19 protein-coding genes and 1 tRNA gene are annotated in these 21,865 nt (G+C 67.3%); 3 read left to right on the forward strand and 17 right to left on the reverse strand.

Annotation, left to right across the window (positions count from 1 at the left end):
- Positions 1-375 precede the first annotated feature (375 nt).
- From KIH79_RS01530 to glyA, 11 genes are all read right to left on the reverse strand, one after another.
- Complete coding sequence (locus KIH79_RS01530; protein ID WP_338023102.1) at positions 376-1,911, reverse strand: amino acid permease; 1,536 nt, start codon at positions 1,909-1,911, stop codon at positions 376-378.
- Between the two features lie 224 nt (positions 1,912-2,135).
- Positions 2,136-3,401, reverse strand: coding sequence for an alpha-amylase family protein (locus KIH79_RS01535; RefSeq protein ID WP_219057776.1), 1,266 nt, complete (start codon positions 3,399-3,401; stop codon positions 2,136-2,138).
- A gap of 109 nt (positions 3,402-3,510) precedes the next feature.
- Complete coding sequence (locus KIH79_RS01540; protein ID WP_219057777.1) at positions 3,511-4,215, reverse strand: histidine phosphatase family protein; 705 nt, start codon at positions 4,213-4,215, stop codon at positions 3,511-3,513.
- Positions 4,216-4,332: 117 nt separating this feature from the next.
- Complete coding sequence (gene rsfS / locus KIH79_RS01545) at positions 4,333-4,746, reverse strand: ribosome silencing factor (RefSeq protein ID WP_219057778.1); 414 nt, start codon at positions 4,744-4,746, stop codon at positions 4,333-4,335.
- A 75-nt stretch (positions 4,747-4,821) separates the two neighbouring features.
- Positions 4,822-6,204: a bifunctional UDP-N-acetylglucosamine diphosphorylase/glucosamine-1-phosphate N-acetyltransferase GlmU gene (gene glmU, locus KIH79_RS01550; protein ID WP_219057779.1), complete on the reverse strand. Its 1,383-nt coding sequence runs from the start codon at positions 6,202-6,204 to the stop codon at positions 4,822-4,824.
- 127 nt (positions 6,205-6,331) lie between these two features.
- A tRNA-Gln gene (locus KIH79_RS01555) sits at positions 6,332-6,402 on the reverse strand.
- 111 nt (positions 6,403-6,513) lie between these two features.
- The gene (locus tag KIH79_RS01560; RefSeq protein WP_219057780.1) at positions 6,514-7,536 is read right to left on the reverse strand and encodes a ribose-phosphate diphosphokinase; all 1,023 of its coding nucleotides are present in this window, start codon (positions 7,534-7,536) and stop codon (positions 6,514-6,516) included.
- A 127-nt stretch (positions 7,537-7,663) separates the two neighbouring features.
- Positions 7,664-8,332, reverse strand: coding sequence for a nicotinate-nucleotide adenylyltransferase (gene nadD, locus KIH79_RS01565; RefSeq protein ID WP_219057876.1), 669 nt, complete (start codon positions 8,330-8,332; stop codon positions 7,664-7,666).
- A 20-nt stretch (positions 8,333-8,352) separates the two neighbouring features.
- Entirely contained in the window at positions 8,353-9,021 is a 669-nt protein-coding gene (locus KIH79_RS01570; protein WP_236023524.1) for a phosphoribosylglycinamide synthetase, read from the reverse strand.
- A 57-nt stretch (positions 9,022-9,078) separates the two neighbouring features.
- The gene (locus KIH79_RS01575) at positions 9,079-10,386 is read right to left on the reverse strand and encodes a glutamate-5-semialdehyde dehydrogenase (RefSeq protein ID WP_219057781.1); all 1,308 of its coding nucleotides are present in this window, start codon (positions 10,384-10,386) and stop codon (positions 9,079-9,081) included.
- Between the two features lie 143 nt (positions 10,387-10,529).
- Positions 10,530-11,837 (reverse strand): serine hydroxymethyltransferase, encoded by a 1,308-nt coding sequence (gene glyA / locus KIH79_RS01580; RefSeq protein ID WP_033493228.1) that lies wholly within the window; start codon positions 11,835-11,837, stop codon positions 10,530-10,532.
- Positions 11,838-12,032: 195 nt separating this feature from the next.
- Here glyA and thrC point away from each other — a divergent pair, with 195 nt between their 5' ends.
- The gene (gene thrC / locus KIH79_RS01585; protein ID WP_219057782.1) at positions 12,033-13,520 is read left to right on the forward strand and encodes a threonine synthase; all 1,488 of its coding nucleotides are present in this window, start codon (positions 12,033-12,035) and stop codon (positions 13,518-13,520) included.
- Positions 13,521-13,678: 158 nt separating this feature from the next.
- On the opposite strand, the gene KIH79_RS01590 is transcribed toward thrC, so the two are convergent.
- The 3 genes from KIH79_RS01590 to KIH79_RS01600 form a co-directional block, all read right to left on the reverse strand.
- Entirely contained in the window at positions 13,679-14,341 is a 663-nt protein-coding gene (locus KIH79_RS01590; RefSeq protein ID WP_219057783.1) for an HAD family hydrolase, read from the reverse strand.
- 111 nt (positions 14,342-14,452) lie between these two features.
- Entirely contained in the window at positions 14,453-16,294 is a 1,842-nt protein-coding gene (gene recN / locus KIH79_RS01595) for a DNA repair protein RecN (protein ID WP_219057784.1), read from the reverse strand.
- Positions 16,294-17,322, reverse strand: coding sequence for an NAD kinase (locus KIH79_RS01600; RefSeq protein WP_236023525.1), 1,029 nt, complete (start codon positions 17,320-17,322; stop codon positions 16,294-16,296). The genes recN and KIH79_RS01600 overlap by 1 nt, the downstream gene beginning before the upstream one ends.
- A 280-nt stretch (positions 17,323-17,602) precedes the next feature.
- Between KIH79_RS01600 and KIH79_RS01605 the strand changes: the two genes are divergently transcribed.
- Positions 17,603-19,066: a TrkH family potassium uptake protein gene (locus tag KIH79_RS01605; protein WP_219057785.1), complete on the forward strand. Its 1,464-nt coding sequence runs from the start codon at positions 17,603-17,605 to the stop codon at positions 19,064-19,066.
- A gap of 79 nt (positions 19,067-19,145) precedes the next feature.
- Complete coding sequence (locus tag KIH79_RS01610; protein WP_219057786.1) at positions 19,146-19,799, forward strand: potassium channel family protein; 654 nt, start codon at positions 19,146-19,148, stop codon at positions 19,797-19,799.
- A 7-nt stretch (positions 19,800-19,806) separates the two neighbouring features.
- Here the strand turns inward: KIH79_RS01610 and KIH79_RS01615 are convergent, their stop codons facing one another.
- The 3 genes from KIH79_RS01615 to KIH79_RS01625 all read right to left on the reverse strand — a co-directional run bounded on the left by KIH79_RS01615 (position 19,807) and on the right by KIH79_RS01625 (position 21,857).
- Entirely contained in the window at positions 19,807-20,598 is a 792-nt protein-coding gene (locus KIH79_RS01615) for a TlyA family RNA methyltransferase (protein ID WP_219057787.1), read from the reverse strand.
- 1 nt (position 20,599) lies between these two features.
- Positions 20,600-20,755, reverse strand: a complete 156-nt coding sequence (locus KIH79_RS01620; protein WP_219057788.1) for a hypothetical protein — start codon at positions 20,753-20,755, stop codon at positions 20,600-20,602.
- Positions 20,756-20,822: 67 nt separating this feature from the next.
- Positions 20,823-21,857, reverse strand: coding sequence for an HAD-IIA family hydrolase (locus KIH79_RS01625; protein ID WP_219057789.1), 1,035 nt, complete (start codon positions 21,855-21,857; stop codon positions 20,823-20,825).
- Positions 21,858-21,865: the final 8 nt, after the last annotated feature.

A 21,865-nucleotide genomic window follows, 5' to 3' on the forward strand; every position in this document is an offset into this window, starting at 1 on the left:
CGGGCGGCATCATCGCCGCCGTCACCGACAGTCGTACTGTGGAACAACCGCATCATGGCAACCACCTCTTCGGTCTCCATGATAGTCGCCGCGTTTGGTGCCCGATGTTTGACGATTGAGAGGCTGTTTCCTGCTTCTGCACAGGTCAGTTCGACGATCGAGAGGCATTCAGGCCGACATTATCGGCCCTTCAGCGACGCCATATCGCGGTTTTCCGTCACACGATGCGTCGCCGCTGACGCCATATGCGCGGCGCACAGCCTCTCAATCGTCAAACCGAACCGTGCAATGCGCGAATTTAGCCTCTCGATCGTCAAACTCCCGGTCGAACTGGCTTTGTCGGTAATCGTCAAAGCCGCCAGGAGCCGGCAAAGGCTATGGCAGCTGCAGTTCGGGTTCGGCCGGATGCCGCTTGCGCCACCACGCCTGCACGAAGTAGGCCGCATAGCACACGACGATGAACAGGAGCTCGGCGACGAGCGCGAACCGCTGCTCCTTGTCGAAGAACACGAGCAGGAACGAGGCCGTGCACAGGATGAACGCGCCCCACGAGGTGTACGGGTAGCCGGGCGTGCGGTATTTGAGCTCGTCGACGGCATGCCCGCCGGCGATCCACCGGCGGCGGAACACGATCTGGCAGTACGCGATGGCGATCCACACCACCACCGCGGACAGGCCCGACAGCGCCACGAGCACCAGGTACACGGTGGACGCGGCGATCACGGAGCTCAGTAACGCCAGCAGGCCGCCGGCCATGGCCGCGCACAGGGCGAGCATCGGGACTCCCCGGCGGTTGGTCTTGGCGAACCAGCGCGGGATCATGCCCTCGTTGCCCATCGACCACACCATGCGCGTGGAGGCGTACAGGCCGGAGTTGGAGGCGGACAGCACGGCGGTGAGGACCACGAAGTTCATGATGTCGGCCGCGTACGGGATGCCGATCGAGTTGAACACGAGCACGAACGGGCTTTCGCCCACGCCGGCCTCACGCCACGGGATGAGCGCGCACATGACCACGATCGAACCGATGAAAAACAGCACGAGGCGCCACAGCGTGGTGTGGATGGCCTTGGGCACGGCGGTTTCCGGGTCGCGCGTCTCGCCGGCGGTCACGCCGATGAGCTCGGTGCCGGAGAAGGCGAAGTTGACGGTGAGGATCGTGGCGAACACGGGCATGAACCCGTTCGGGAAGATGCCGTCGCGCACGAGGTTGCCGAACATGGGCGCGTGCTCGTATCCGGCGATCGGTATGATGCCGAAGATCGCGAGCAGGCCGATGGCGATGAACGCGCAGATCGCGAACACCTTGATCGACGCGAAGATGAACTCGGCTTCGGCGAAGAAGCGCACGGACAGCGCGTTCGCGGTGAAGATGAGCACGATGCACGCCGCCGACCAGATCCATGTGGGCGTGTGCGGGAACCATCGCTGCATGAGCAGGCCCGCGGCGGTGAATTCGGAGCCGAGCGCCACCGTCCACGTGAGCCAGTACTGGATGGCGATCACGAATCCGGTGCCCGGGCCGATGAACCGTTCCGCGTACACGTGGAACGAGCCGGTCACGGGCATCGCGACGGACAGTTCGCCGAGCGTGAGCATGACGAGGTACACGATGAGCGCGCCGATGCCGTATGCGAGGATCGTGCCGATCGGTCCGGCCTGCTGGATCGTGTAGCCGGAGCTCAGGAACAGGCCCGTGCCGATGACGCCGCCGAGCGAGATCATCTGCAGGTGCCGCGATTCCATGCCGCGTTTGAGGTTGGTGTGCAGCGCGTGCTTGCGATGATGGTCGGTTGCGTTCGGTTCGGCGGCTGCGGAGGATGCCGCGTCGGCCGATTGCGCGGATCGCGACTGCCGCGTCGCGTCCGTTGCGGTCTTGCCGGTGACGGTGTCGATGTCGGACTGGCTCATACTGCTCTTCTCTGTTTCGATCGCGTCGTGCGATGCTGCGGAGTGCGGCCGCGTGAAAACGGCCCAGAACAGTATACGGGTCGGTCCGACCAGTTTGTTCGGCCTGGTATTTTGCCGGACTTTAACTGCTGCGTTCTTATTGTTCTCGGTTCCCCTTGTCAGGGGAGCTGTCACGCAGTGACTGAGGGATAGTCAGGACCCGTCACGCTAAGTCCGGCAAAGGCCTAGTGCTCGACGTGGTACAGGTTCGCGCCGTTCTCGCTGATGTCGGCGGTCGGTTTCGCGCCAAGGCGCAAATCGACGTGCAGTCGCCGCCCGGCGTCCTCCCCCGTGCCGACCACGTCGTACGAGTACGCGCGGTTGCTCACGTTGGTCGGTTCGGTCACGGCCCGCGTCATCCACGGATTGCGCCGGCGGATCGAGATCAGCCCCTGCAGCAAACGGAACATCCACTCGCCGTCGTGGCCGAGCCCGTCTCGCGCGGCGGGAAACATGGGCCGCACCGCGTCGTCGCCGCCCATCGCGTCGGCCTTGACGCCGCGCCACGCCTGCTCGTCGCCGTAGTACAGGCTCGGCACGCCGCCGACGGTCAGCAGCACGGCCATCGCCACGGCCGCCTCCGCCTCGCCGATCTGGCTGACGATACGCGTCACGTCGTGGTTGCCGACGAACGTGAGCGGCGTGAACGCGCGCATGAACGCGTTGTGCCGTTTGAGGCTCCAGTCGAGTTCCCAGAAGTTGCCGGATTTGATCGAACTCCAGATCGCCTTCCACAGCTCGTACTGCGTGACCGAGTCCATGCCGGATTCGCTCGCGATGGCCGCATAGTCGCCGTGGATGACCTCGCCCATGAACCATACGTGCGGGAATTCGCAACGCATGTCGGGCAGCACGCGCGTCCAGAACGCGGGCGGCACGGCGTAGGCCGCGTCGAGCCGCCACGCGTCGACGCCGCGGCGCAGCCAGTGGCGCATCACGTCGCCGACGAGCGAGGCCACGGCCGGATCGTCGTGGTTGAACGACGGCAGGTCGCCGTTACCTTCGAATTTCGCGTAGTCGGTCGCCTTGCCGGTCGTCGCGTCGCGTTCGATGCGGAACATGCGCTCCGCGCCCGGATCGCCGCCGGCGAGCGCGCGTTGGAACAGCGCCGATTCGCGGCCGACGTGGTTGAACACGCCGTCGAGCATGATGCGGATGCCGCGTTCGTGGCAGGCGGCGACGAGCCGGTCGAAAGCCGCGTCGTCGCCGAGGCGCGGGTCGATGCGGTAGTAATCGACGGTGTCGTAGCCGTGGCTGGTGGACACGAAGACCGGATTGAGCATGAGTCCGTTCGCGCCGAGGTCGATGAGATAGTCAAGCCACGACGTAATCATGTCGAGCCGCGGCGTGACCGCGCGTTCGGCGTCGGATTGCGGGCGGATGGGCGCGCCGGTGAAGCCGAGCGGATACACCTGCCACCAGATCGTGTTGAGGTTCGGATCGTTGGTCATCGCGACTCTCCTTGCGTCGGGCGAATGCCGTCGTCTCCAGCATAAGGCCGTCACCGTGGTTTTACGGTCATGCTTGTCCCGTCAAATCGTCCCGTCAAGACGCCCGCGGTCAGAGCGCCGGATGCTCCCACTGGTCGGTGTCGGCGAGCGCGGGGCCGTGGTTGTAGTCGACCATGCGCCAGCGCAGCGTGCCGTCGGGCATGTCGGCGGGCACGAAGCGCGCCCAGTGCGCGTTGCGCATGGACAGCATATCGGCGAAGTCGGGGTGCGCGACGAACGACCCGAGCAGGGTGAGCGTGGTCTGCATGATCCATGCGCCGTGCGAGAAGATGAACAGATCGGTGTCATCGCCGGCCCGGTGCGCCCAGTCGTCGATCGCCTCGGCGCCGCGCGCGCCAACGTGCGCCTTCGGTTCGGCGCCGTATTTGAGCTCGCCGCCGCGGAATTCCGCCCACGAACGGTAGTCCTCGGGATACTTGCGCTCGAGTTCGGCCAGTTCGAGGCCCTCCCACTGGCCGAAGCTGCGTTCGCGCACGCGCGGTTCGAGATGCACCTCGAGTCCGAGCGGATCGGCGAAGGCGTGCGCGGTGGCGGCCGCGCGGCTCAGGTCGGAGGCGACGACGAGCTGGCGGCGTCCGTCCGGCTGGCCGTCGACGTAGAGCTTCGTGAGCGCGGCGCCGGTCTGGGCGACCTGCCAGCGGCCGACTTCGTCGAGCGGAATGTCGATCTGGCCCTGGAAGCAGTGCCGCGCGTTGTATGCGGTGCGCCCGTGGCGCACGAGCGTGATGGAACGGACGTGGTTGGTTGCGTTCATGGTGTGTTCCTTTGCGTCCTGTACGGAGATGTCCCGTATGGGGATTGACGATGGTTGCGCGATGACCGGAGCGGAAACGAAACGGCTCCCCTCGCGTTGAGGGGAGCCGTGTGCGCGTCAGGCGTCGGCCGGTTCCGCGGACTCGGCGGTTCCGCTGGTTTCCGGGTGCGCCAACTCGAGGTCGACGGTCGGGCAGTCCTTCCACAGGCGGTCGAGACGGTAGAAGTCGCGGGCGTCCTCGTGCATGACGTGCACGATGAAGTCGCCGTAGTCGAGCAGCACCCACTGCGCTTCGGTCAAGCCTTCACGCGAGCGCGGGTCGCGCTTGCCGTCCTTGAGATACAGGTCCTTTTCGACTTCCTGCGCGACGGCGAGCACCTGACGTTCGTTCGCCGCGGTGGCGACGAGCATGAGGTCGGTGATGCCGAGCAGGTCGCTCACGTCGTAGGCGACGATGTCGGTGGCCTTGAGCCGGTCCGCCGCTTCGGCGGCGATGCGGATGGCGTCGATCGAATTCTGCGCTGCGGTCAAATCAGTTCTCTTTCTGTTGGTGTGTCGGATGTGTCGAATGCGTCGGACGTTGCGATGCGGCGCGCAGGCCCGATCTCAGCGCTCCCACTTGGGCTTCCAGCCCTCCACGACGTGCTGCGTGTTCTCGGAGTAGACCATGGAGTCGCTCGGCACGTTGTGGCGGATCACGGAACCCGCGCCGGAGGTGACGTTGTCGCCGACCTCGACGGGAGCCACGAGCAGGTTGCCGGCGCCGATGTGCGCGCCGGAGCCGATCTTGGTGCGGTTCTTGTGCACGCCGTCGTAGTTGGCGGTGATGGTGCCGCCGCCCACGTTGGTGTGCTCGCCGAGTTCGGCGTCGCCCACGTAGCTCAGGTGCGGCACCTTGGTGCCGTTGCCGATGTGCGCCTTCTTCATTTCGACGAAGGCGCCGGCCTTGGCGTTTTCGCCGAAGTCGTTGCCCTGGCGCAGGTAGGTCCACGGTCCGATGTTGGTGCCGCGTCCGATGTGCGATTCCTGCACGCGGGAGCGTTCGACGACGGCTTCCGCGTCGACGGTCGCGTCGATGAGCGTCGTGTACGGGCCGATCACGGCCGCCTCGCCGACGACGGTATGGCCCTGCAGGAAGCTGCCGGGCAGCACGGTCACGTCGCGTGCGAGTTCGACGTCGTCTTCGATCCACGTGGTGTCGGGGTCGAGGATGGTCACGCCGGAGCGCATCCACGCCTCGCACACGCGGCGGTTGTGCGCCTTGGCGAGCGCGGCGAGCTGCACGCGATTGTTCACGCCTTCGACGCTCAGCGGGTCGGGAGCGGTGAAGGCGCCCACCGTGCCGGCGGAGCGCGCGGTTTCGAGCGCGTCGGTCAGGTAGAACTCGCCCTGCGCGTTGTTGGATTTGAGGTCGGCGATGGCGCGGCCGAGCAGTTCGGCGTCGAACACGTACACGGACGTGTTCACCTCCTGCACGGCCAGTTCGCTGCGGTTGGCGTCGCGCTGCTCGACGATGCGCAGCACGTGGCCGTCGCGGTCGCGGATGATGCGGCCGTATCCGGTCGGGTCGTCGAGGATGGTGGTGAGCACGGTCGCGCCGTTGCCGCTCTGCTCGTGGAAGGCGACGAGGCCACGCAGCGTTTCGGCGTCGAGCAGCGGCATGTCGGATGCGGCGATGAGCACGTGGCCATTGAGCTTGTGCTCGGCTTCGAGCTGGGCCATGGCGCACTGCACGGCGCGTCCGGTGCCGGGAATGTCGTCCTGGTTGACGATTTCGACGTTCGGCTGGTAGGAGCGCGCGGCGGCGGCGACGCGTTCGGCCTGATAGTGGACGACGACGGCGAGCGTGTCGGGCTCGAGCGCGGCGACGGAGTCCATGACGCGGTTGAGGAACGTCTTGCCCGCGAAGGTGTGCAGCACCTTGGGGTTGGCGGAGCGCATGCGGGTGCCTTCGCCTGCGGCGAGGATGATTGCGGCGGATAGTGCCATCGGGAATCTCCCATTCTGTTCGTGCCGGGCGCCCACGCGCGCCGGTGAAACCGTTGGCCAGACAAGAACGCCCGGCTTGCCCGTCCGCGGTTGTTCCGCAGGACGCGCAAGCCGGGCGACTGGCGAGTTCCCCCACCTGGACTCGAACCAAGACAAAGGGTTCCAAAGACCCGTGTGCTGCCATTACACCATGGGGGACCGGCGGAAACCGGAATTTCCGCCAAGTGTTCATTATGCCATAAGACCCGGCCACGTCAAATCGGCTTTGCCGTGCGATCGGCACGGACCAGCCGAAGCGGCCGAAGCGGCTCAGGCGAACAGGAAGCCCTGTCCGTGATGCTCCGGGTAGGTGTCGAACAGCTCGGCCACGGAGCCGTCTTCGAACACGGCGCGGATGGCGCTGGCCAGCAGCGGCGCGATCGACAGCACGGTCAGGCCGTCCCAGCGCTTCTCCTCGGGGATCGGCACGGTGTCGGTGAGCACGACCTCGCGTGCGCCGCAGCCCTTGAGCCGTTCGATGGCCGGGCCGGAGAGCACGCCGTGCGTGGCGACCACGGTCACGGACTTGGCGCCCGCGTCGGCGAGCACGTGGCAGGCGCCGGCGATCGTGCCGGCGGTGTCGATCAGGTCGTCGACGAGCACGCAGTCCTTGCCCGCCACGTCGCCGACCACGCGGTTGGCGACCGCCTGGTTCGGGCGGGTGATGTCGCGCGTCTTGTGCACGAACGCGAGCGGGCCGCCGCCGAGGCGCTGCGCCCACTGCTCGGCCACGCGGATGCGGCCGGCGTCCGGGGAGACGACGGTGACGTTGTCGAGCTGGTTCATGAAACGGTCGCGGATGTAGTCGACGAGCACCGGCATGGCGATCAGATGGTCGACCGGGCCGTCGAAGAAGCCCTGCGACTGCGCGGCGTGCAGGTCGACGCTCATGATGCGGTCGGCGCCGGCGGTCTTGAGCAGGTCGAACACCAGACGGCAGGAGATGGGCTCGCGGCCGCGGTGCTTCTTGTCCTGACGGGAGTAGCCCAGCAGCGGGCACACGGCGGTGATGGAGCGGGCGGAGGCGCGCTTGAGCGCGTCGATCATGATGAGCTGCTCCATAATGGACTTGTTCACCGGCAGGGAATGCGACTGCAGGACGAACACGTCCGCGCCGCGCACCGATTCGGTGTAGCGCACGTACATCTCGCCGTTCGCGAAATCATATGCGGTGGTTTCCAGAACGTCGATCCCCAGCTGTTCGGCGACGTCCGCCGCCAGCTTCGGATGCGTGCGACCAGTCACCAGGATGAGGTTTTTATCGGGCTTCCCTTCGAGGATTGCGCTCACCATATCTCCAAACGTTCGGCTTCGTTGAAGTGACTGCCCTCATAGTAACCGTCCGCGCCGACCGGCGGCCGGCGCGTGTTCGCGTCCGCGGACGCCCGTCCGCATGCCGGGCGCGTCGGCCGGCGGAAAGCTACCGGTACAACCCGTGCTTGCCGATGTACTGCACCACGCCGTCGGGCACGAGATACCACACCGGCTCGCCGTGTTCGGCGCGGCGGCGCACGTCGGTCGAGGAGATCGCCAATGCGGGGATTTCCAACGTGTCGACCTTGCCTTCGGGCAGTTTGACGCCGTCCGGCGACGAATAGCCGGGACGCGTAACCGCGACGAAGTGCGCGAGGTCCCACATGTGCTCGGCGTCCTTCCACTGCATGATTTCGGCGACCGCGTCCGCGCCGGTGATGAAGAACAGTTCGGCGTCCGGGTGCTGGGCGCGGATGTCGCGCAGCGTGTCGATCGTGTACGTGACGCCCGGACGGTCGATGTCGACGCGCGAGACGGTGAACTTCGGGTTCGACGCGGTGGCGATCACGGTCATCAGGTACCGGTCCTCCGCGTTGGTGACCTTCTTGTCGAGCTTGAACACGGGCCGGCCGGTGGGCACGAACAGCACCTCGTCGAGGTCGTACACCCACGCCACTTCTGACGCGGCCACCAAGTGCCCGTTGTGGATCGGGTCGAACGTGCCGCCCATGATGCCGATGCGCGGGCGGGCGTGCAGGTTGCCGCGCGTGGACAGCCGCCGCCGTTCGGCGCCGGGGGCCAGCATGTCGGCCGGCTCGTCGGACAGGTCGGACATGCGCCGGGTCAGTTCCTCGCTCACGCCTCGGCCTCCTGCTGGCGGTCCTCCTCCGCGGATTCGCGCGCGATCTCGCCGGCGGTCGGATCGGATTCCTGCGGGTCGATCTTGCCCATGTCCTCGTCCCATTCGTCCTGCACGACGCGGCGGATCTCCGCGAACGTGGGCAGCGCGAAATCGGGCTGGTACAGCCGGCGCACCTCGGCGACGCGCTCGGTGACGCGGATCAGCGTGTCGGTCATGCCGTCCACATCGCCGGCGCGTTCCATCGCGCTGAACTTGCCGATGTACTGCTCCATCATCTGCATCTGCTCGACCACGGTCCTCAGCTGGTCGTCGTTCAGGTCGACGACCTCGTCGGAATGCTCGTCGGGCCAGCCGATGAGCACGGCGTCGGCGTATTCGAGCGACGCGCGCTGACCGGCGGAGGCGATGCCGTCCTCGATCTGCACGAGGAACACGTAGCGCACGATGCTGAGCCGTTCGGCCGCGATCTTCAGTCCCAGCCGCGGGTCGTCGAGGTCGATGTCGGGACGCAGGTCGGTGATGGGCGTGCCGGCGTCCGTCGTCGGCACGGCGGCATCCTGCGCGGTCCGCTCGTTCCGCACGCCGTGCGCGTCCGGGCGAGCCGCCATGTCGCCTTCCGTCGGCAGCGCCGTCGCCTGCGGCGTTTCGTTCGTTTCGCTCATCGTCGATATCCTCCCGTCATGGTCGTTGCGCACGGACGTTCCGGCCCGCGCCCGCCGTCAGCCGCGCACCTGGCCGGTGCCGTAGCCGATCCATTTCGTCGTGGTCATTTCGCGCAGGCCCATCGGTCCGCGCGCGTGCATCTTCTGCGTGGAGATGCCGAGCTCCGCGCCGAAGCCGAACACGCCGCCGTCGGTGAATCGCGTGGAGGCGTTCACCATCACCACGGCCGAGTCGACGCGGCCCGTGAACTCCTCGACGGCCGAATAGTCCTCGGCGACGATCGATTCGGTGTGGCCGGTGGAATGCGCGTTGATGTGCTCGATCGCCTCGTCGAGCGAGTCGACGACCTTGACGCCCATGGTCAGTGCAAGGTACTCGGTGTCCCAGTCCTCGTCGGTCGCGGCGAGCAGGTTCACGCCGTCGATGCCGGCCTTGTCGATGATGCCGTACGCGTCGTCGTCGGCGTGCAGTTCGACGTTCGCCTCGGCGAGCGCTCGTGCGATGGCCGGCAGGAACCGCGCGGCCACATCGCGGTGGACGAGCAGCTTTTCGGCCGCGTTGCACACGCCGACGCGCTGCGTCTTCGCGTTGATGATGATCGGAATCGCCTTGTCGAGGTCGCCGGACCGGTCGACGTAGATGTGCACGTTGCCGGCGCCGGTTTCGATGACCGGCACCTTGGAGTTGCGCACGACGGCCTGGATGAGCCCCGCTCCCCCGCGCGGCACGAGCACGTCGATGTGGCCGCGGGCCTCCATCATGGCGGTGGCGCCGTCGCGGCCGTATTCGTCGACCGTGTCGACGAGCGCCGGGTCGAAGCCGTGTTCGACAAGCGTGTCGCGGATGATCGCGAGCGTCGCCGCGTTGGTGCGTTCGGCCGCGTGCCCGCCGCGCAGGATCGCCGCGTTGCCCGATTTGAGGCACAGCGACGCGACGTCGACGGTGACGTTCGGGCGCGCCTCGTAGATCATGCCGATGACGCCAAGCGGGACGCGCGTCTGCTGCAGACGCAGCCCGTTGGGCAGATTGTAGCCGCGCACGATTTCGCCGATCGGGTCGGGCAGCGTGGCGACGTGGCGCACGCCCTGCGCCGCGGCGGCCACGCGCGGCACGTCGAACAGCAGCCGGTCGAGCTTGCCGGCGTCCATGCCGGCGTCGCGCGATGCGATCATGTCGAGTTCGTTGGCGCCGGCGATCTCGTCGGCGCGAGCGTCAAGCGCGTCGGCGATCGCATTCAGCAGTTCGTTCTTCGCCTCGGCGTTCGCGCGCGCCAGCGTCTTCTGCGCGCGGGCCGCCGCATCGGCCTTCGCGCATACCGCGTCGAACACGGCCGCGGACACGCGGGCCTCTTCACCATTCGTCATACCCACCCACCTTAGCGCATCCGGCGCGCAAACCCGGCATGCAAACCAAAAACAGCAAGGCTCCCCCGTATCCAGGGGAGCCTTGAACACTACGTGAGCGTCACGCCGCCGACGACGACGTACGAACGCGTCGGGAACCCGGATCAGTGGACCTGATCGAGGCCCGGGTAGAGCGGGAAGTCCTCGACGAGCTTGTCGACGCGGGCCTTGAGCGCGTCCACGTCGGCGGACGGACCGGCGGCGAGCGCGGTGCCGATGATGTCGGCGACCTCCTCGTATTCCTTCGGTCCGAAGCCGCGGGTGGCGAGCGCGCTGGTGCCGATGCGCAGGCCGGAGGCGACCGATGCCGGGCGCGGGTCGAACGGCACGGTGTTGCGGTTGATGGTGATGCCGCAGGCGGCGAGGAGGTCCTCGCCCTGCTTGCCGTCCATCTCGGAATTGCGCAGGTCGACCATTACCAGGTGCACGTCGGTGCCGCCGGTGAGCACGGAGATGCCGTTGGCCTTCACGTCGTCGGCGGTCAGGCGCTCGGCGAGGATCTTCGCGCCGTCGAGGGTGCGCTGCATGCGGTCCTTGAACGCCTGCGTGCCGGCGACCTTGAAGCTGACGGCCTTGCCGGCGATGACGTGCATGAGCGGGCCGCCCTGCTGGCCCGGGAAGACGGCGGAGTTGAGCTTCTTGGCGTACTCCTCCTTGGCGAGGATGAAGCCGGAGCGCGGGCCGCCGAGGGTCTTGTGCGCGGTGGAGGAGACGACGTCGGCGTACGGGACCGGGCTCGGGTGCAGGCCGGCGGCGACGAGGCCGGCGAAGTGGGCCATGTCGACCCAGAACTTGGCGCCGACCTCGTCGGCGATCTCCTTCATGGCCTTGAAGTCCTCGATGCGCGGGTAGGCGGACCAGCCGCCGATGATCATGGCCGGGTGCACTTCGAGCGCGCGCTGGCGGATGATCTCCGGGTCGATGCGGAACGTCTCCGGGTTCACGCCGTACGCTTCGGCGTGGTAGAAGCGGCCGGAGAAGTTGATCTTCATGCCGTGGGTGAGGTGGCCGCCGTGGTCGAGCGCGAGGCCGAGGACGGTGTCGCCGGGCTTGACGAGCGCCTGATAGACGGCGGCGTTGGCCTGCGCGCCGGAGTGCGGCTGCACGTTCGCGTATTCGGCGCCGAAGAGTTCCTTGGCGCGGTTGCGGGCGATGGTCTCGAGCTTGTCGACCTGTTCGCAGCCGCCGTAGTAGCGGCGCCCCGGGTAGCCTTCGGCGTACTTGTTGGTGAGCACGGAGCCCTGCGCCTGCAGGACGGCGCGCGGCACGAAGTTTTCGGACGCGATCATCTCGAGGCCGTCCTGCTGGCGGTGCAGCTCGGCGGTCAGGATGTCGGCGACCTCCGGATCGGTTTCGGCGATCGGCGAGTTGAAGGCGTCGGTGGGGGTTTGTGCAAGCGGCGAGGCAGTCATCTGCGCTCCTTTCAGCAATACCGATAATTCCGCGGTTGCGGTTGTGCAAAGTGTAGACCCGCGGCATGTTACGAACAGGTTCCGTCTCATGTTCGCGGATGTTTCCTCATCATCCGGAAACCGCCGCTCCCCTGCCCACCGCGGGCGATAGACTGGATCGGTATCGTCGTTATTCGTCTTACGCGAAGGGTTTCCATGACCACGTTCCATTCCACGCGTTCCACCACCGACTCGCTGACCTCCAAGGAGGCCATCCGCAAGGGCATCGCCGACGACGGCGGCCTGTTCGTCACCGATTCGCTCGGCGAGACCAAGGTCGACGTCGCGAATCTCGCCGGCCGCCCGTATCAGGCGATCGCGTACGACGTGCTGCACGCGCTGCTGCCGGACTTCGGCGAGGACGAACTCAAGGCGTGCATCGCCGAGGCGTACGGCGCGCAGTGGTCGGACGAGCGCATCACGCCGCTCAAGCCCGTCGGCGACGACTACATCCTCGAACTGTTCAACGGCCCGACCTCCGCGTTCAAGGACGTCGCGCTGCAGATCCTGCCGCGCTTCATGGCGCGCACCACGCCGGCCGGCGGCGACGCGGACGAGAAGATCATGATCCTCACCGCCACGTCCGGCGACACGGGCAAGGCCGCGCTGGCCGGCTTCGCGGACGCGCCGGGCACGGCGATCACCGTCTTCTACCCGGAGGGCAAGGTCAGCCAGGTGCAGGAACTGCAGATGACCACACAGACCGGCTCGAACGTGAACGTCGCCGCGGTCGAAGGCAACTTCGACGACGCGCAGTCCGCGGTCAAGCGCATCTTCGGCGACCGCGAACTGGCCGAGCGCCTCGCCGCCGACTCGCACGTCGTGCTCTCCAGCGCGAACTCGATCAACGTGGGCCGCCTCGTGCCGCAGGTCGTCTACTATTTCTCCGCGTACGCGCAGCTGCTCGAGCAGCAGGTCATCAACGTGGGCGACGAGGTCGAGTTCGTCGTGCCGACCGGCAACTTCGGCGACATCCTCGCCGGCTACTACGCGAAGCGCCTCGGCCTACCGGTCAAGCATCTGGTCGTGGCGTCCGACAAGAACAACGTGCTGTTCGACTTCCTCACCTCCGGCACGTACAACCGCCAGCGCCCGTTCTTCCAGACGATCTCCCCGTCGATGGACATCCTCGTCTCGTCGAACCTCGAGCGCATGCTCTACTACTTCACCGACGGCGACACGCGCCTGATCTCCATGCTCATGAACGATCTCAAGCAGTGGGGCGCGTACGAGATCCCGGACGACGTGCTCGCGAAGATCCGTCACCTGTTCGGCTGCGGCTGGGCGGACGAGGATCAGGTGCGCGCGATGATCGCCGACTGCTGGACGAAGCACCATTACGTGATCGACCCGCACACCGCGTGCGCGTACTACGTGGCGCAGCAGATGCCGCGCGATCCGTTCACCCCGCGCGTGATCCTCGCGACCGCAAGCCCGTACAAGTTCCCGCGCGTGGTCAACGAATCGCTCGGCTTCGACGCGACCGGCACCGACTTCGAGTGCATGGACGTGCTCGCGCGCGAGACCGGCACCACGGCTCCGGCCGCGCTGCGCGGCCTCGAGCACGCCGCCGTGCGCTTCAAGACGGTCGTGCCGATCGACGGCATGGAATCCTTCGTGGAGTCCGCCGCCAAGGCGCTGTGATCATCAATTCTCTGACTTCATAGCCAACTGTTACCGGGGCTTCTCCCGGCCATGATCATCATGGTCATTCAGGCCGGGAGAAGCCCCTTCGCATGTCGCCCGCATGCGATCCCGGGCATAGTCGCGCCACCCTGTCGGGCACATGAACCGACGTCACGTCACAGGGTCTGCGGCGCGTCGGCGAAGTCGAAGAGGACGCCGTCGGCGGCGTCGCAGATGGTGGGCCAGTCGGCGTCGGAGGAGTCGTCGTGCATGGCCCAGACCGTCATGCCGATGGACTTGGCGGTCTGCACGCCGACGAGCAGATCCTCGAAGACCGTGCAGTCGGCGGGAGCGACGCCGAGCCGGGAGGCGGCGAGCAGGTAGACGTCGGGCTGGTCCTTGCCGGCGTCGCCCGCGTCGTCGACGCTGACGACCGTGTCGAAGAAGCCGCGGATGCCGACGTGCTCCATCGCCGGTTCGCGCAGGGCAGGCGGCAGGGAGGTCGCCACGGCGAGCTTCGCGCCGGACTTCTTGAGATGGCGAAGGTACTCCACGGCGTGCGGCTTGGCCTCGACCACGGTGGCGTAGGCGACGCGGGCCATTTCGTCCCATTCGTCCATGAGCTGTTCGGGCGTGTCCGGCAGGCCGAACCGGGCGATCGTGTATTCGGCGATCTGCCGGAACTGCATGGACGCGACCTTAGCCATGTAGTCGTCGGGCACCGCGATGCCGCGACGGCCGAGGAAGTCGATGTCGACCTGATCCCACACGCCCATCGAATCGAGCAGTGTGCCGTCGAGGTCGAAGATAGCGGCCTTGCCGGTGTTGTCTATGGTCATGCGATGTCTCCCTTGAGTGCGGTTGCCGCGGCTGCCGATGATGGCCCCGATGCGGTCCGGCGGCGGTATGGCGAACGACGTTGGAACGGGATGGGCTGGGGCGTGGCCCGGCTACGCGACGAGATCGGCCGCATCGCCCAGTCGCGACGAGCTGAGCAGTTCGCGCGCGTGGTCGAGCGACGCTTCGGATTCGGAACCGGAGAGCATGCGCGCGATTTCGCGCACACGCCCGTCGCCCTGCACCGCGGCGACGGTGGTGACGACGCCGACCGCGTCGTCGTCGGCGTCCGGCGGCTCCTTGGTGACGACGAACTGCGCGTCGGCCCAGCTGGCGACCTGCGCCAAGTGGGTGACGACGATGACCTGCGCGGTGCGCGCGAGCCGGGCGAGCCGCCGGCCGAGTTCGACGGCGGTTTTGCCGCCCACGCCGGCGTCGACCTCGTCGAAGATGAACGTCATGGGCGCCTCGCTGCCGGCGTGCCGATCGGCGGCTGACAGCTCCATGGCGAGCATGAGTCGGCTCAGCTCGCCGCCGGACGCGCTTTTGCCCATCGGCAGTTCGGGAGCGCCCTCGTAGGGCGTGAACAGGAACGCGATGTCGTCGCGCCCGTTCGCGTCGAGCGGCCAGGTCGGCGTCTTGCCTTTGCCGACGCCGTTGCCGCCGTCCGCACCGCGGCGGGTGACGCGGATGTTCAGCGCCGCCCCGTCCATCGCCAGCGACGAGAGTTCTCCGGTCACCGTAGCGGCCAAGGAGCGGGCCGCGGCTTCACGCGCCTCGCTCAGCGCGTCGGCGGCGGCCATCGCGTCGGAGAATAGCCGTTCCCGTTCGGCCTTGAGCTCGGCCACCTTCTCCGGCGAGGCGTCAAGGTCCTCCACGTCGAACACGGCCTTGTCGCGCCATGCGATCACGTCGGCCAGGGTCGGCCCCCAGCGCCGGGTCAGTTCGCCGAGTTCGTGGATGCGCGCGTTGATCTCGTCGAGGTCGTCGACGTTGTCCTCCACGTCGAGTTCACGCGCCAGCGAGTAGACGATGTCGGACAGGTCGGCGTTGACTGATTCAAGACGGTCGGCGAGCTCGTTGAAGTCGCCGTCGGCGCGGATCGACCGCAGCGCCTGGACGGCGTGGTTTATGAGCTCGGACGCGCTTGCCTCGTCGGCGTCTGCGCTCACCTGCGACGCGTCGAGTGCGGCGAGCGCGCCGGACACGCCCTGCGCGATGTCGGCGGCGTTTTCGATGCGGGATCGTTTCGCCTTGAGCTCCTCGTCCTCCCCCGGCTGCGGGTCGGCGCGGTTGATGCGTTCGATGGATTCGCGCAGATAGTCAGCCTGCTGGCGGGCGGACGCCTCCTGATGCTCCATGCGTTCGAGCCGTTCGTCGATCGCGCACAGCGCATCCCACGCGGTCCGGTAGGTGGCGAGCTCGCGTTCGTCGCCGGCGACCATGTCGAGGAATTCGCGCTGGCGTGCGGGCGAGGCGATGCGCAGCTGGTCGGCCTGCCCGTGGATGGTGACCAGTTCGCCGGCCAGATCGCCGAGCAACGCGCGCGGCACGGATCGTCCGTTGACAACGGCTCGCGATCGGCCGGAGACCGGCACGGTGCGGGAGAGGAACAGTTCGCCGTCCTGCGGGGCGACGCCGGCATCGCGTGCGATGCACACAACGGCTGGTTCCACGGCATCGCGCGTCGCCGCCGAGCTGTCGCCGGCTGCGTCACTATCCGGATCAGCCGCAGCGTCGCCGCCGACCGCGAACACGCCCTGTGTCCACGATTCCTTCGCACCCGCGGACACGCGGCCCGGATCAGCCGTACCGCCGGAAATCAGCTTGAGCGCGCTGAGCAGCATGGACTTGCCGGCGCCGGTTTCGCCGGTGATCGCCGTCATGCCGGCGGCCGGCGTGAGCAGCGCGTGCCGGATCGGGCCGAGGTCGCGGATCTCCAGTTCCTCAAGCATCAGCGGGCATCCCCGTTCCCGCTGGCCGAGCCAGCTGCATCTGTCGCGTTGGACGCGACGCCGCCAGCCGCACGTTCGGAAAGCGTTTCGCCGACGCCTTCGGGGAACACGTGCCCGTGCCGCACGGCCGCGGCCCCGGCCGCTCCCCCGCGTGCCTGCTCTCGCCAGCCGACCACCGGCAGGTCGAACTTGGTGACGAGACGGTTGGTGAACGGCGCGCCGGACAGTCGGGCGAGCCGCAGCGTGTCTTTCGACTGGCGCACCTCGACGCGCGTGCCCTTCGGCAGGGCGCGCTGGCGGCGGCCGTCGCAGCAGATCCAGCCGTCGGACGTCGAGTCGTCGAGGATGTCCATGGCGAACGTGGACCCGGCGCCGATGATGAGCGGGCGGGCGAACAGCGCGTGCGCGGCGAGCGGCACGAGCTGCAGCGCTTTGACGTTCGGCCAGATGACCGGGCCGCCGGCGGAGAACGCGTAGGCGGTCGAGCCGGTGGGCGTGGAGACGATCACACCGTCGCAGCCGAACGAGCTCATTTCCACGTCGTCCACGCGGATCGACAGTTCGACCATCTTGCCGCGGTCGGCACGTTCGAGCGTGATGTCGTTGAGCGCCCAGTCCTCCAGCGGCGCGGAAGCGCCCGGCAGCCACACGTCGACATGCGCGATCATGCGCTCGTCGATCGAATAGTCGTGTTCGGCGACGCGCCGGATCGCCTCGCTCATCTGGAAGCTCTCGAATTCGGCGAGGAAACCGACGTGGCCGAGGTTGACGCCCAGAATCGGCACGCTGGTGCAGTGCACGAGCTCGGCGGCGCGCAGGATCGTGCCGTCGCCGCCCAGCACCACGACGATCTCCGTGTCGTCGCGCACCACCGGCGGCCGCGACCCGAACTCCGGCGCCTCCGTGTTGTCGATGATGGACACCTCGAACCCAGCCTGCCGCAGCTGCTCCACGGCCTCGGACACCACCGTGCCGCTCTCGCGCAGGCGCGTGTGCGTCACCACCACCGCATGTCGAACGCCGGCCATAGTCACCCCTTTGCAGAAGAACCGTCAACTGCCTTTCAGTCTAGCCGATCCGGCCGATTCTCGAACACATGTTCGCATGTCGCGCGTCATATCAACGAAAAGCCCGCGGCCCCGCCATGAATCGCCCCGGGAATCGCCGCAGCGCATCATGCGTGCGAATTACAATGGACACTCGTAGTGGTGATATAGTCGTTCGGTTTGCATTACGGCATGCGCGACACGGCGCGCGTCACACGGCACGAACACGCGAAGGACGCGGAAAGGAAAGGGTGCGAGCACGATGGCGAACCCGGTCTTCGACGAATCCTCCGCCAACCGCGAGGCGTCGCGCGGCTACGCATGGTGGTTCTCGGGCGACACGTTCGAAAAGGCCGCCGCCGAGGAGCGCCGCGGCCACAGGCACACGTTCCGCCAGCACATGACCGCCCATCCCGGGCGCCTGACCATCATCTACTTCATGACGCTCGTCGTCCTGTCGGCGAGCGCGCTCATGCTGCCCCAGTCCACGCCGCGCGGCGAGACGACCACGTTCTCGACGGCCATGTTCACCGCCGTGTCCGCGCTGTCCACATGCGGCATCTCCATCGTCAACTCGACGACGCACTGGACCACGTTCGGTCAGGCGGTGCTGCTCGTGTCCGTGCAGATGGGCGGCCTCGGCGTGATGACGTTCGCGTCGATGATCGCGCTCGCGGTGAACCACCACATGAAGGCCACGCAGCGCCTGCTCACCGCGAGCGAGCTGGGCACGACGAAGCTGTCCGAGATCAAGGGCGTGCTCACCGTGGTCGTCACCACCACGTTCGTCATCGAGATCATCACGTTTTTGGCGCTGTTTCCCGGCCTGTGGTCGGTCAACAGGGGGGACACGAGCAAAACCGCGTGGGAGGCGCTGTTCTTCGCGGTCATGTCGTACAACAACGCCGGATTCACGCCGGACGGCGCGGGCCTGCACGTGAACAACTGGGCCGTGGGCATGCCGATCATGATGTCGGCATTCTGCGGCACGCTCGGCTTCCCCGTGCTACTGAACCTCATGCGCTGCGCGCGCAAGCACGTGCCGCCGCGCCGCTGGAGCCTGCACACGAAGGTGACGCTGACGATGACGTTCCTGATCGTCGCGGCCTCGCTCGCATGGTTTTTGGCGGTCGAATGGGACAATCCGTTCCTGTTCAAGGACGCGGACGTGGAGACGCGCCTGAGGCACGCGATGGTCGCGGCGGTGATGCCGCGCTCGTCCGGCTTCGACCTGTCGTGGATGCCGCAGGTGAGCGAGGCGACGAAGGTGTTCATGAGCACGGTCATGTTCATCGGCGGCGGCAGCACGTCCACGGCGGGCGGCATCCGTGTGACCACGTTCGCGGTGATCCTGCTCGTGTGCCGCGCGTCGTTCACCGGCCACAAGGACATCAACGCGTTCCGCCGCCGCATCCACACGAACGTCGCGATGACGGCGGTGAGCATCACCACGACGTGCCTGATGCTCGTGCTCGCCGCGTCGATGGCGCTGATGCTCGTCGCCGACGCGTCGTTCACGAACGCGCTGTTCGACGCGTGCTCGGCGTTCGGGCTGGGCGGCTACACGGTCGGCGTCGCGCGCGAGGACAATCCGGCCGCGCTGGCTATTCTGGCGATCACGATGATCGTGGGCCGGCTCGGGCCGATGACGATCGCGTATTCGATCAGCCGGCCGCGCGCGCTCGAGGCGGTGCGCTATCCGACCGAACCGCTGGTCGTCGGCTGACGGCGGATTCCGCGAGGCACACGCAAACCAACGACAAAGCCGATACCACACAGACAACGCAGACAAGGCAGGAGACAGCATGGCAAACAACGGCAGAAGCATTCTGGTCGTCGGACTGGGCCGTTTCGTCAGCGCGGTGGCGACCACGCTGGACGCGATGGGCCAGGACGTGCTCGCCGTCGACCGCGACGCGGAACTCGTGAACCGCTGGTCGTCGCAGATCCCGACCGTGCAGGCCGACATGACGGACGTGCTCGCGCTCGAGCAGCTCAACGCATCCGACTTCAACACGGCGATCGTCGCGATCGGCGACAGCGTCGAGGCGTCGGTCATCACGACCGGCAACCTGCTGGACGCCGGCATTTCGGACATCTGGGCGAAGTCGGTGTCGAAGGAGCACGCGCGCATCCTGCAGCGCATCGGCGCGCGGCACATCATCAACGCGGAGACGGACGCGGGCAAGCGCGTCGGCCATCTCGTGTCCGGCAACTATCTCGACTACATCGAAATCGAGGGCGCGCACACGGTCGTCAAGATCCACACTCCCCCGCACGTGGTCGGCTACAGCATCGAGGACGCGAAGGTGCACGAGCGCTACGGCATCACCGTGGTCGGCATCAAGTCGCCCGGCAAGGAGTTCCAGTACGGTTCCAAGGAGCTCGTCATGCACCGCAACGACGAACTCATCATCATGGGCAAGGAAGACCAGATCGACAAGTTCATACAAGGCTGAGCCGTACTCAGGCCCGCGCGTACAACAGATACTCCGCGTTGCCGTGCGTGCCTTCGATCGGCGAGTCGGCGGTCGCGATCACATGCAGCCCGTGTTCGCCCGCGCATGCGACGATGTCGCGCAGCGCGCGTTCACGCAACGCAGGATCCTCGACGATGCCGTTCTTGCCGAGTCCCGCGCGTCCGACCTCGAACTGCGGTTTGACGAGCAGCACGATGTGCGCGCCGGGCGCGGCGATGCGCGCGATGACGGGGATCACGTACGTGAGCGAGATGAACGACACGTCGGAGACGATCATCTCCGGCCGGTACGGCAGACTGTCGGCGGTCACGTCGCGGATGTTGACGCCGTCCATGCGGATGACACGCGAGTCGTCGGCGATGCGCGCGTCGAGCTGGTCGTGGCCGACGTCGAGCGCGATGACCCGCGCGGCTCCTCGCCGCAACAATACTTGCGTGAATCCGCCGGTCGACGCGCCGATGTCGAGGCAGCGCAGACCGTCCGGCGAGGGCAGTCCGACGCGCGGATCGTCGCCGTCGACGCCCGGCCGCAGGTTCGCGAGCGCACCGATGGCGCCGGTGCGGAACAGGTCGAACGCGCCGACGAGCTTGTACGCGCCGCGCGAGACGTAGTCGTCGCCCTTGTCGACGCTGATGGCGGACACGTCGGACACGTTCATGGCCGGCTTGGTCGCCGGCTTGCCGTCGACGACGACGCGCCCGGCCTTGATGAGCCGTTGCGCTTTGGACCGGCTGTCGACGAGGCCGAGGTCCACGAGCAGTGAGTCGAGCCGTTGCATGTCAGCGGCTTTCGTCGAGTTCGTGCGCGAGCCGGTCGAGCGCGCTGCGGAACGCGGCGATGCGCTGGTCGTCGTCCATCCGATCGAGTTCGGCGAGTTCGGGGAAACGTTGCGTCAGTTCGTCCGTTCGCGCCGGTTCGGTCGTTGCGTCGGTCATGGAAACTCCTTTGAGATGACAAGAGCCCCCTCGATGCAGGGGGCTCGTCAGTCGTGCGATGGTGTCGTTACAGCGCGAACTGCGGCAGGTCGACCGCCGTCGGGTCGCCGCCGCGGTCGGCGTAGTCCCACATGGCGTTGCAGGCCGCGCGCAGCGCGTTGAGGTCGGTCGCGTCGCTGACGGTCAGCGTGCCGGCCGTCTCGTCGAGCGTGGCCGTGGCGTTGCCGCAGACCCACGTCGATCCGTCGTCGCTGCGCGTCGCCGCGGGCTGCGCTTCGAGCAGTCCGCGCAGGTCCTTGACGATGTACGTCGGACGCAGGTGCGCGGGCGCGAGCATGAGCTCATGCGGATTGGTGACGCCGGTGAGCACGGCCAGCGCATCGTAGCCGCCGCGCGTGCCCGCTTCGATGTCGGTGTCGAGCCGGTCGCCGATCGCCAGGCACAGATCCTTGGCGACGGGCTCTTCGCCGTCGCCGGCCGCGAGCAGTCGCGCCTCGTCGTACATGGCGGATTCGGGCTTGCCTGCGGAGGCGACCGGTTCGACGCCGGTCGCGTTGATGACGGCCTGGATCATCGAACCGCAACCCGGCGCGATGCCGAGCTCGCGCGGGATCGTCAGATCGCGGTTGGTGACGAGATACATCGCCCCGCGCTCCACCGCGAACGACACGTTGGCCATTTCCTGCCAGGTCATCTGCGGATACCATCCCTGGATGACGGCGACCGGATCGTCCTCCGGCCCGTCGGCGAGGGTCAGCCCCTGCGAGGCGACTTCCTCGCGCAGGTGTTCGGCGCCCAGCACCAGCACCTTGGATCCGGCCGGCACGTGACGGGCGACCATGCGCGCGGCCACCACCGAGGAGGTGATGACCTGATGCGGTTCGACGTCGAGGTCGAAGCCGCGCAGCTGGTCGGCGACCACGCGTTGGAAGCGCGAGGAGTTGTTGGTCGTGTATTCGATCGCCATGCCGAGCTGCTCGGCGCCGCGGATCGACTCGGCGGCGTATTCGACCGGGTTCTTGCCCCGGTACACCACGCCGTCGAGGTCGAGCAGCGCCAAGCGGTACGTTTCGGCGATCGACTTGTCCGTGGACTTGAGCATGGCCCGCG

Source organism: Bifidobacterium miconis (assembly GCF_019331735.1).
Taxonomy (GTDB): domain Bacteria; phylum Actinomycetota; class Actinomycetes; order Actinomycetales; family Bifidobacteriaceae; genus Bifidobacterium; species Bifidobacterium miconis.

What these genes read in the sequence shown, in the direction of transcription:
- KIH79_RS01530 (WP_338023102.1), bottom strand. Translation starts at nt 1,911, where the DNA reads ATGAGCCAGTCCGACATCGACACCGTCACCGGCAAGACCGCAACGGAC.
- KIH79_RS01535 (WP_219057776.1), bottom strand. Translation starts at nt 3,401, where the DNA reads ATGACCAACGATCCGAACCTCAACACGATCTGGTGGCAGGTGTATCCG.
- KIH79_RS01540 (WP_219057777.1), bottom strand. Translation starts at nt 4,215, where the DNA reads ATGAACGCAACCAACCACGTCCGTTCCATCACGCTCGTGCGCCACGGG.
- glmU (WP_219057779.1), bottom strand. Translation starts at nt 6,204, where the DNA reads ATGGCACTATCCGCCGCAATCATCCTCGCCGCAGGCGAAGGCACCCGC.
- KIH79_RS01560 (WP_219057780.1), bottom strand. Translation starts at nt 7,536, where the DNA reads ATGGTGAGCGCAATCCTCGAAGGGAAGCCCGATAAAAACCTCATCCTG.
- nadD (WP_219057876.1), bottom strand. Translation starts at nt 8,332, where the DNA reads ATGTCCGACCTGTCCGACGAGCCGGCCGACATGCTGGCCCCCGGCGCC.
- KIH79_RS01570 (WP_236023524.1), bottom strand. Translation starts at nt 9,021, where the DNA reads ATGAGCGAAACGAACGAAACGCCGCAGGCGACGGCGCTGCCGACGGAA.
- KIH79_RS01575 (WP_219057781.1), bottom strand. Translation starts at nt 10,386, where the DNA reads ATGACGAATGGTGAAGAGGCCCGCGTGTCCGCGGCCGTGTTCGACGCG.
- glyA (WP_033493228.1), bottom strand. Translation starts at nt 11,837, where the DNA reads ATGACTGCCTCGCCGCTTGCACAAACCCCCACCGACGCCTTCAACTCG.
- thrC (WP_219057782.1), top strand. Translation starts at nt 12,033, where the DNA reads ATGACCACGTTCCATTCCACGCGTTCCACCACCGACTCGCTGACCTCC.
- KIH79_RS01590 (WP_219057783.1), bottom strand. Translation starts at nt 14,341, where the DNA reads ATGACCATAGACAACACCGGCAAGGCCGCTATCTTCGACCTCGACGGC.
- recN (WP_219057784.1), bottom strand. Translation starts at nt 16,294, where the DNA reads ATGCTTGAGGAACTGGAGATCCGCGACCTCGGCCCGATCCGGCACGCG.
- KIH79_RS01600 (WP_236023525.1), bottom strand. Translation starts at nt 17,322, where the DNA reads ATGGCCGGCGTTCGACATGCGGTGGTGGTGACGCACACGCGCCTGCGC.
- KIH79_RS01605 (WP_219057785.1), top strand. Translation starts at nt 17,603, where the DNA reads ATGGCGAACCCGGTCTTCGACGAATCCTCCGCCAACCGCGAGGCGTCG.
- KIH79_RS01610 (WP_219057786.1), top strand. Translation starts at nt 19,146, where the DNA reads ATGGCAAACAACGGCAGAAGCATTCTGGTCGTCGGACTGGGCCGTTTC.
- KIH79_RS01615 (WP_219057787.1), bottom strand. Translation starts at nt 20,598, where the DNA reads ATGCAACGGCTCGACTCACTGCTCGTGGACCTCGGCCTCGTCGACAGC.
- KIH79_RS01620 (WP_219057788.1), bottom strand. Translation starts at nt 20,755, where the DNA reads ATGACCGACGCAACGACCGAACCGGCGCGAACGGACGAACTGACGCAA.
- KIH79_RS01625 (WP_219057789.1), bottom strand. Translation starts at nt 21,857, where the DNA reads ATGCTCAAGTCCACGGACAAGTCGATCGCCGAAACGTACCGCTTGGCG.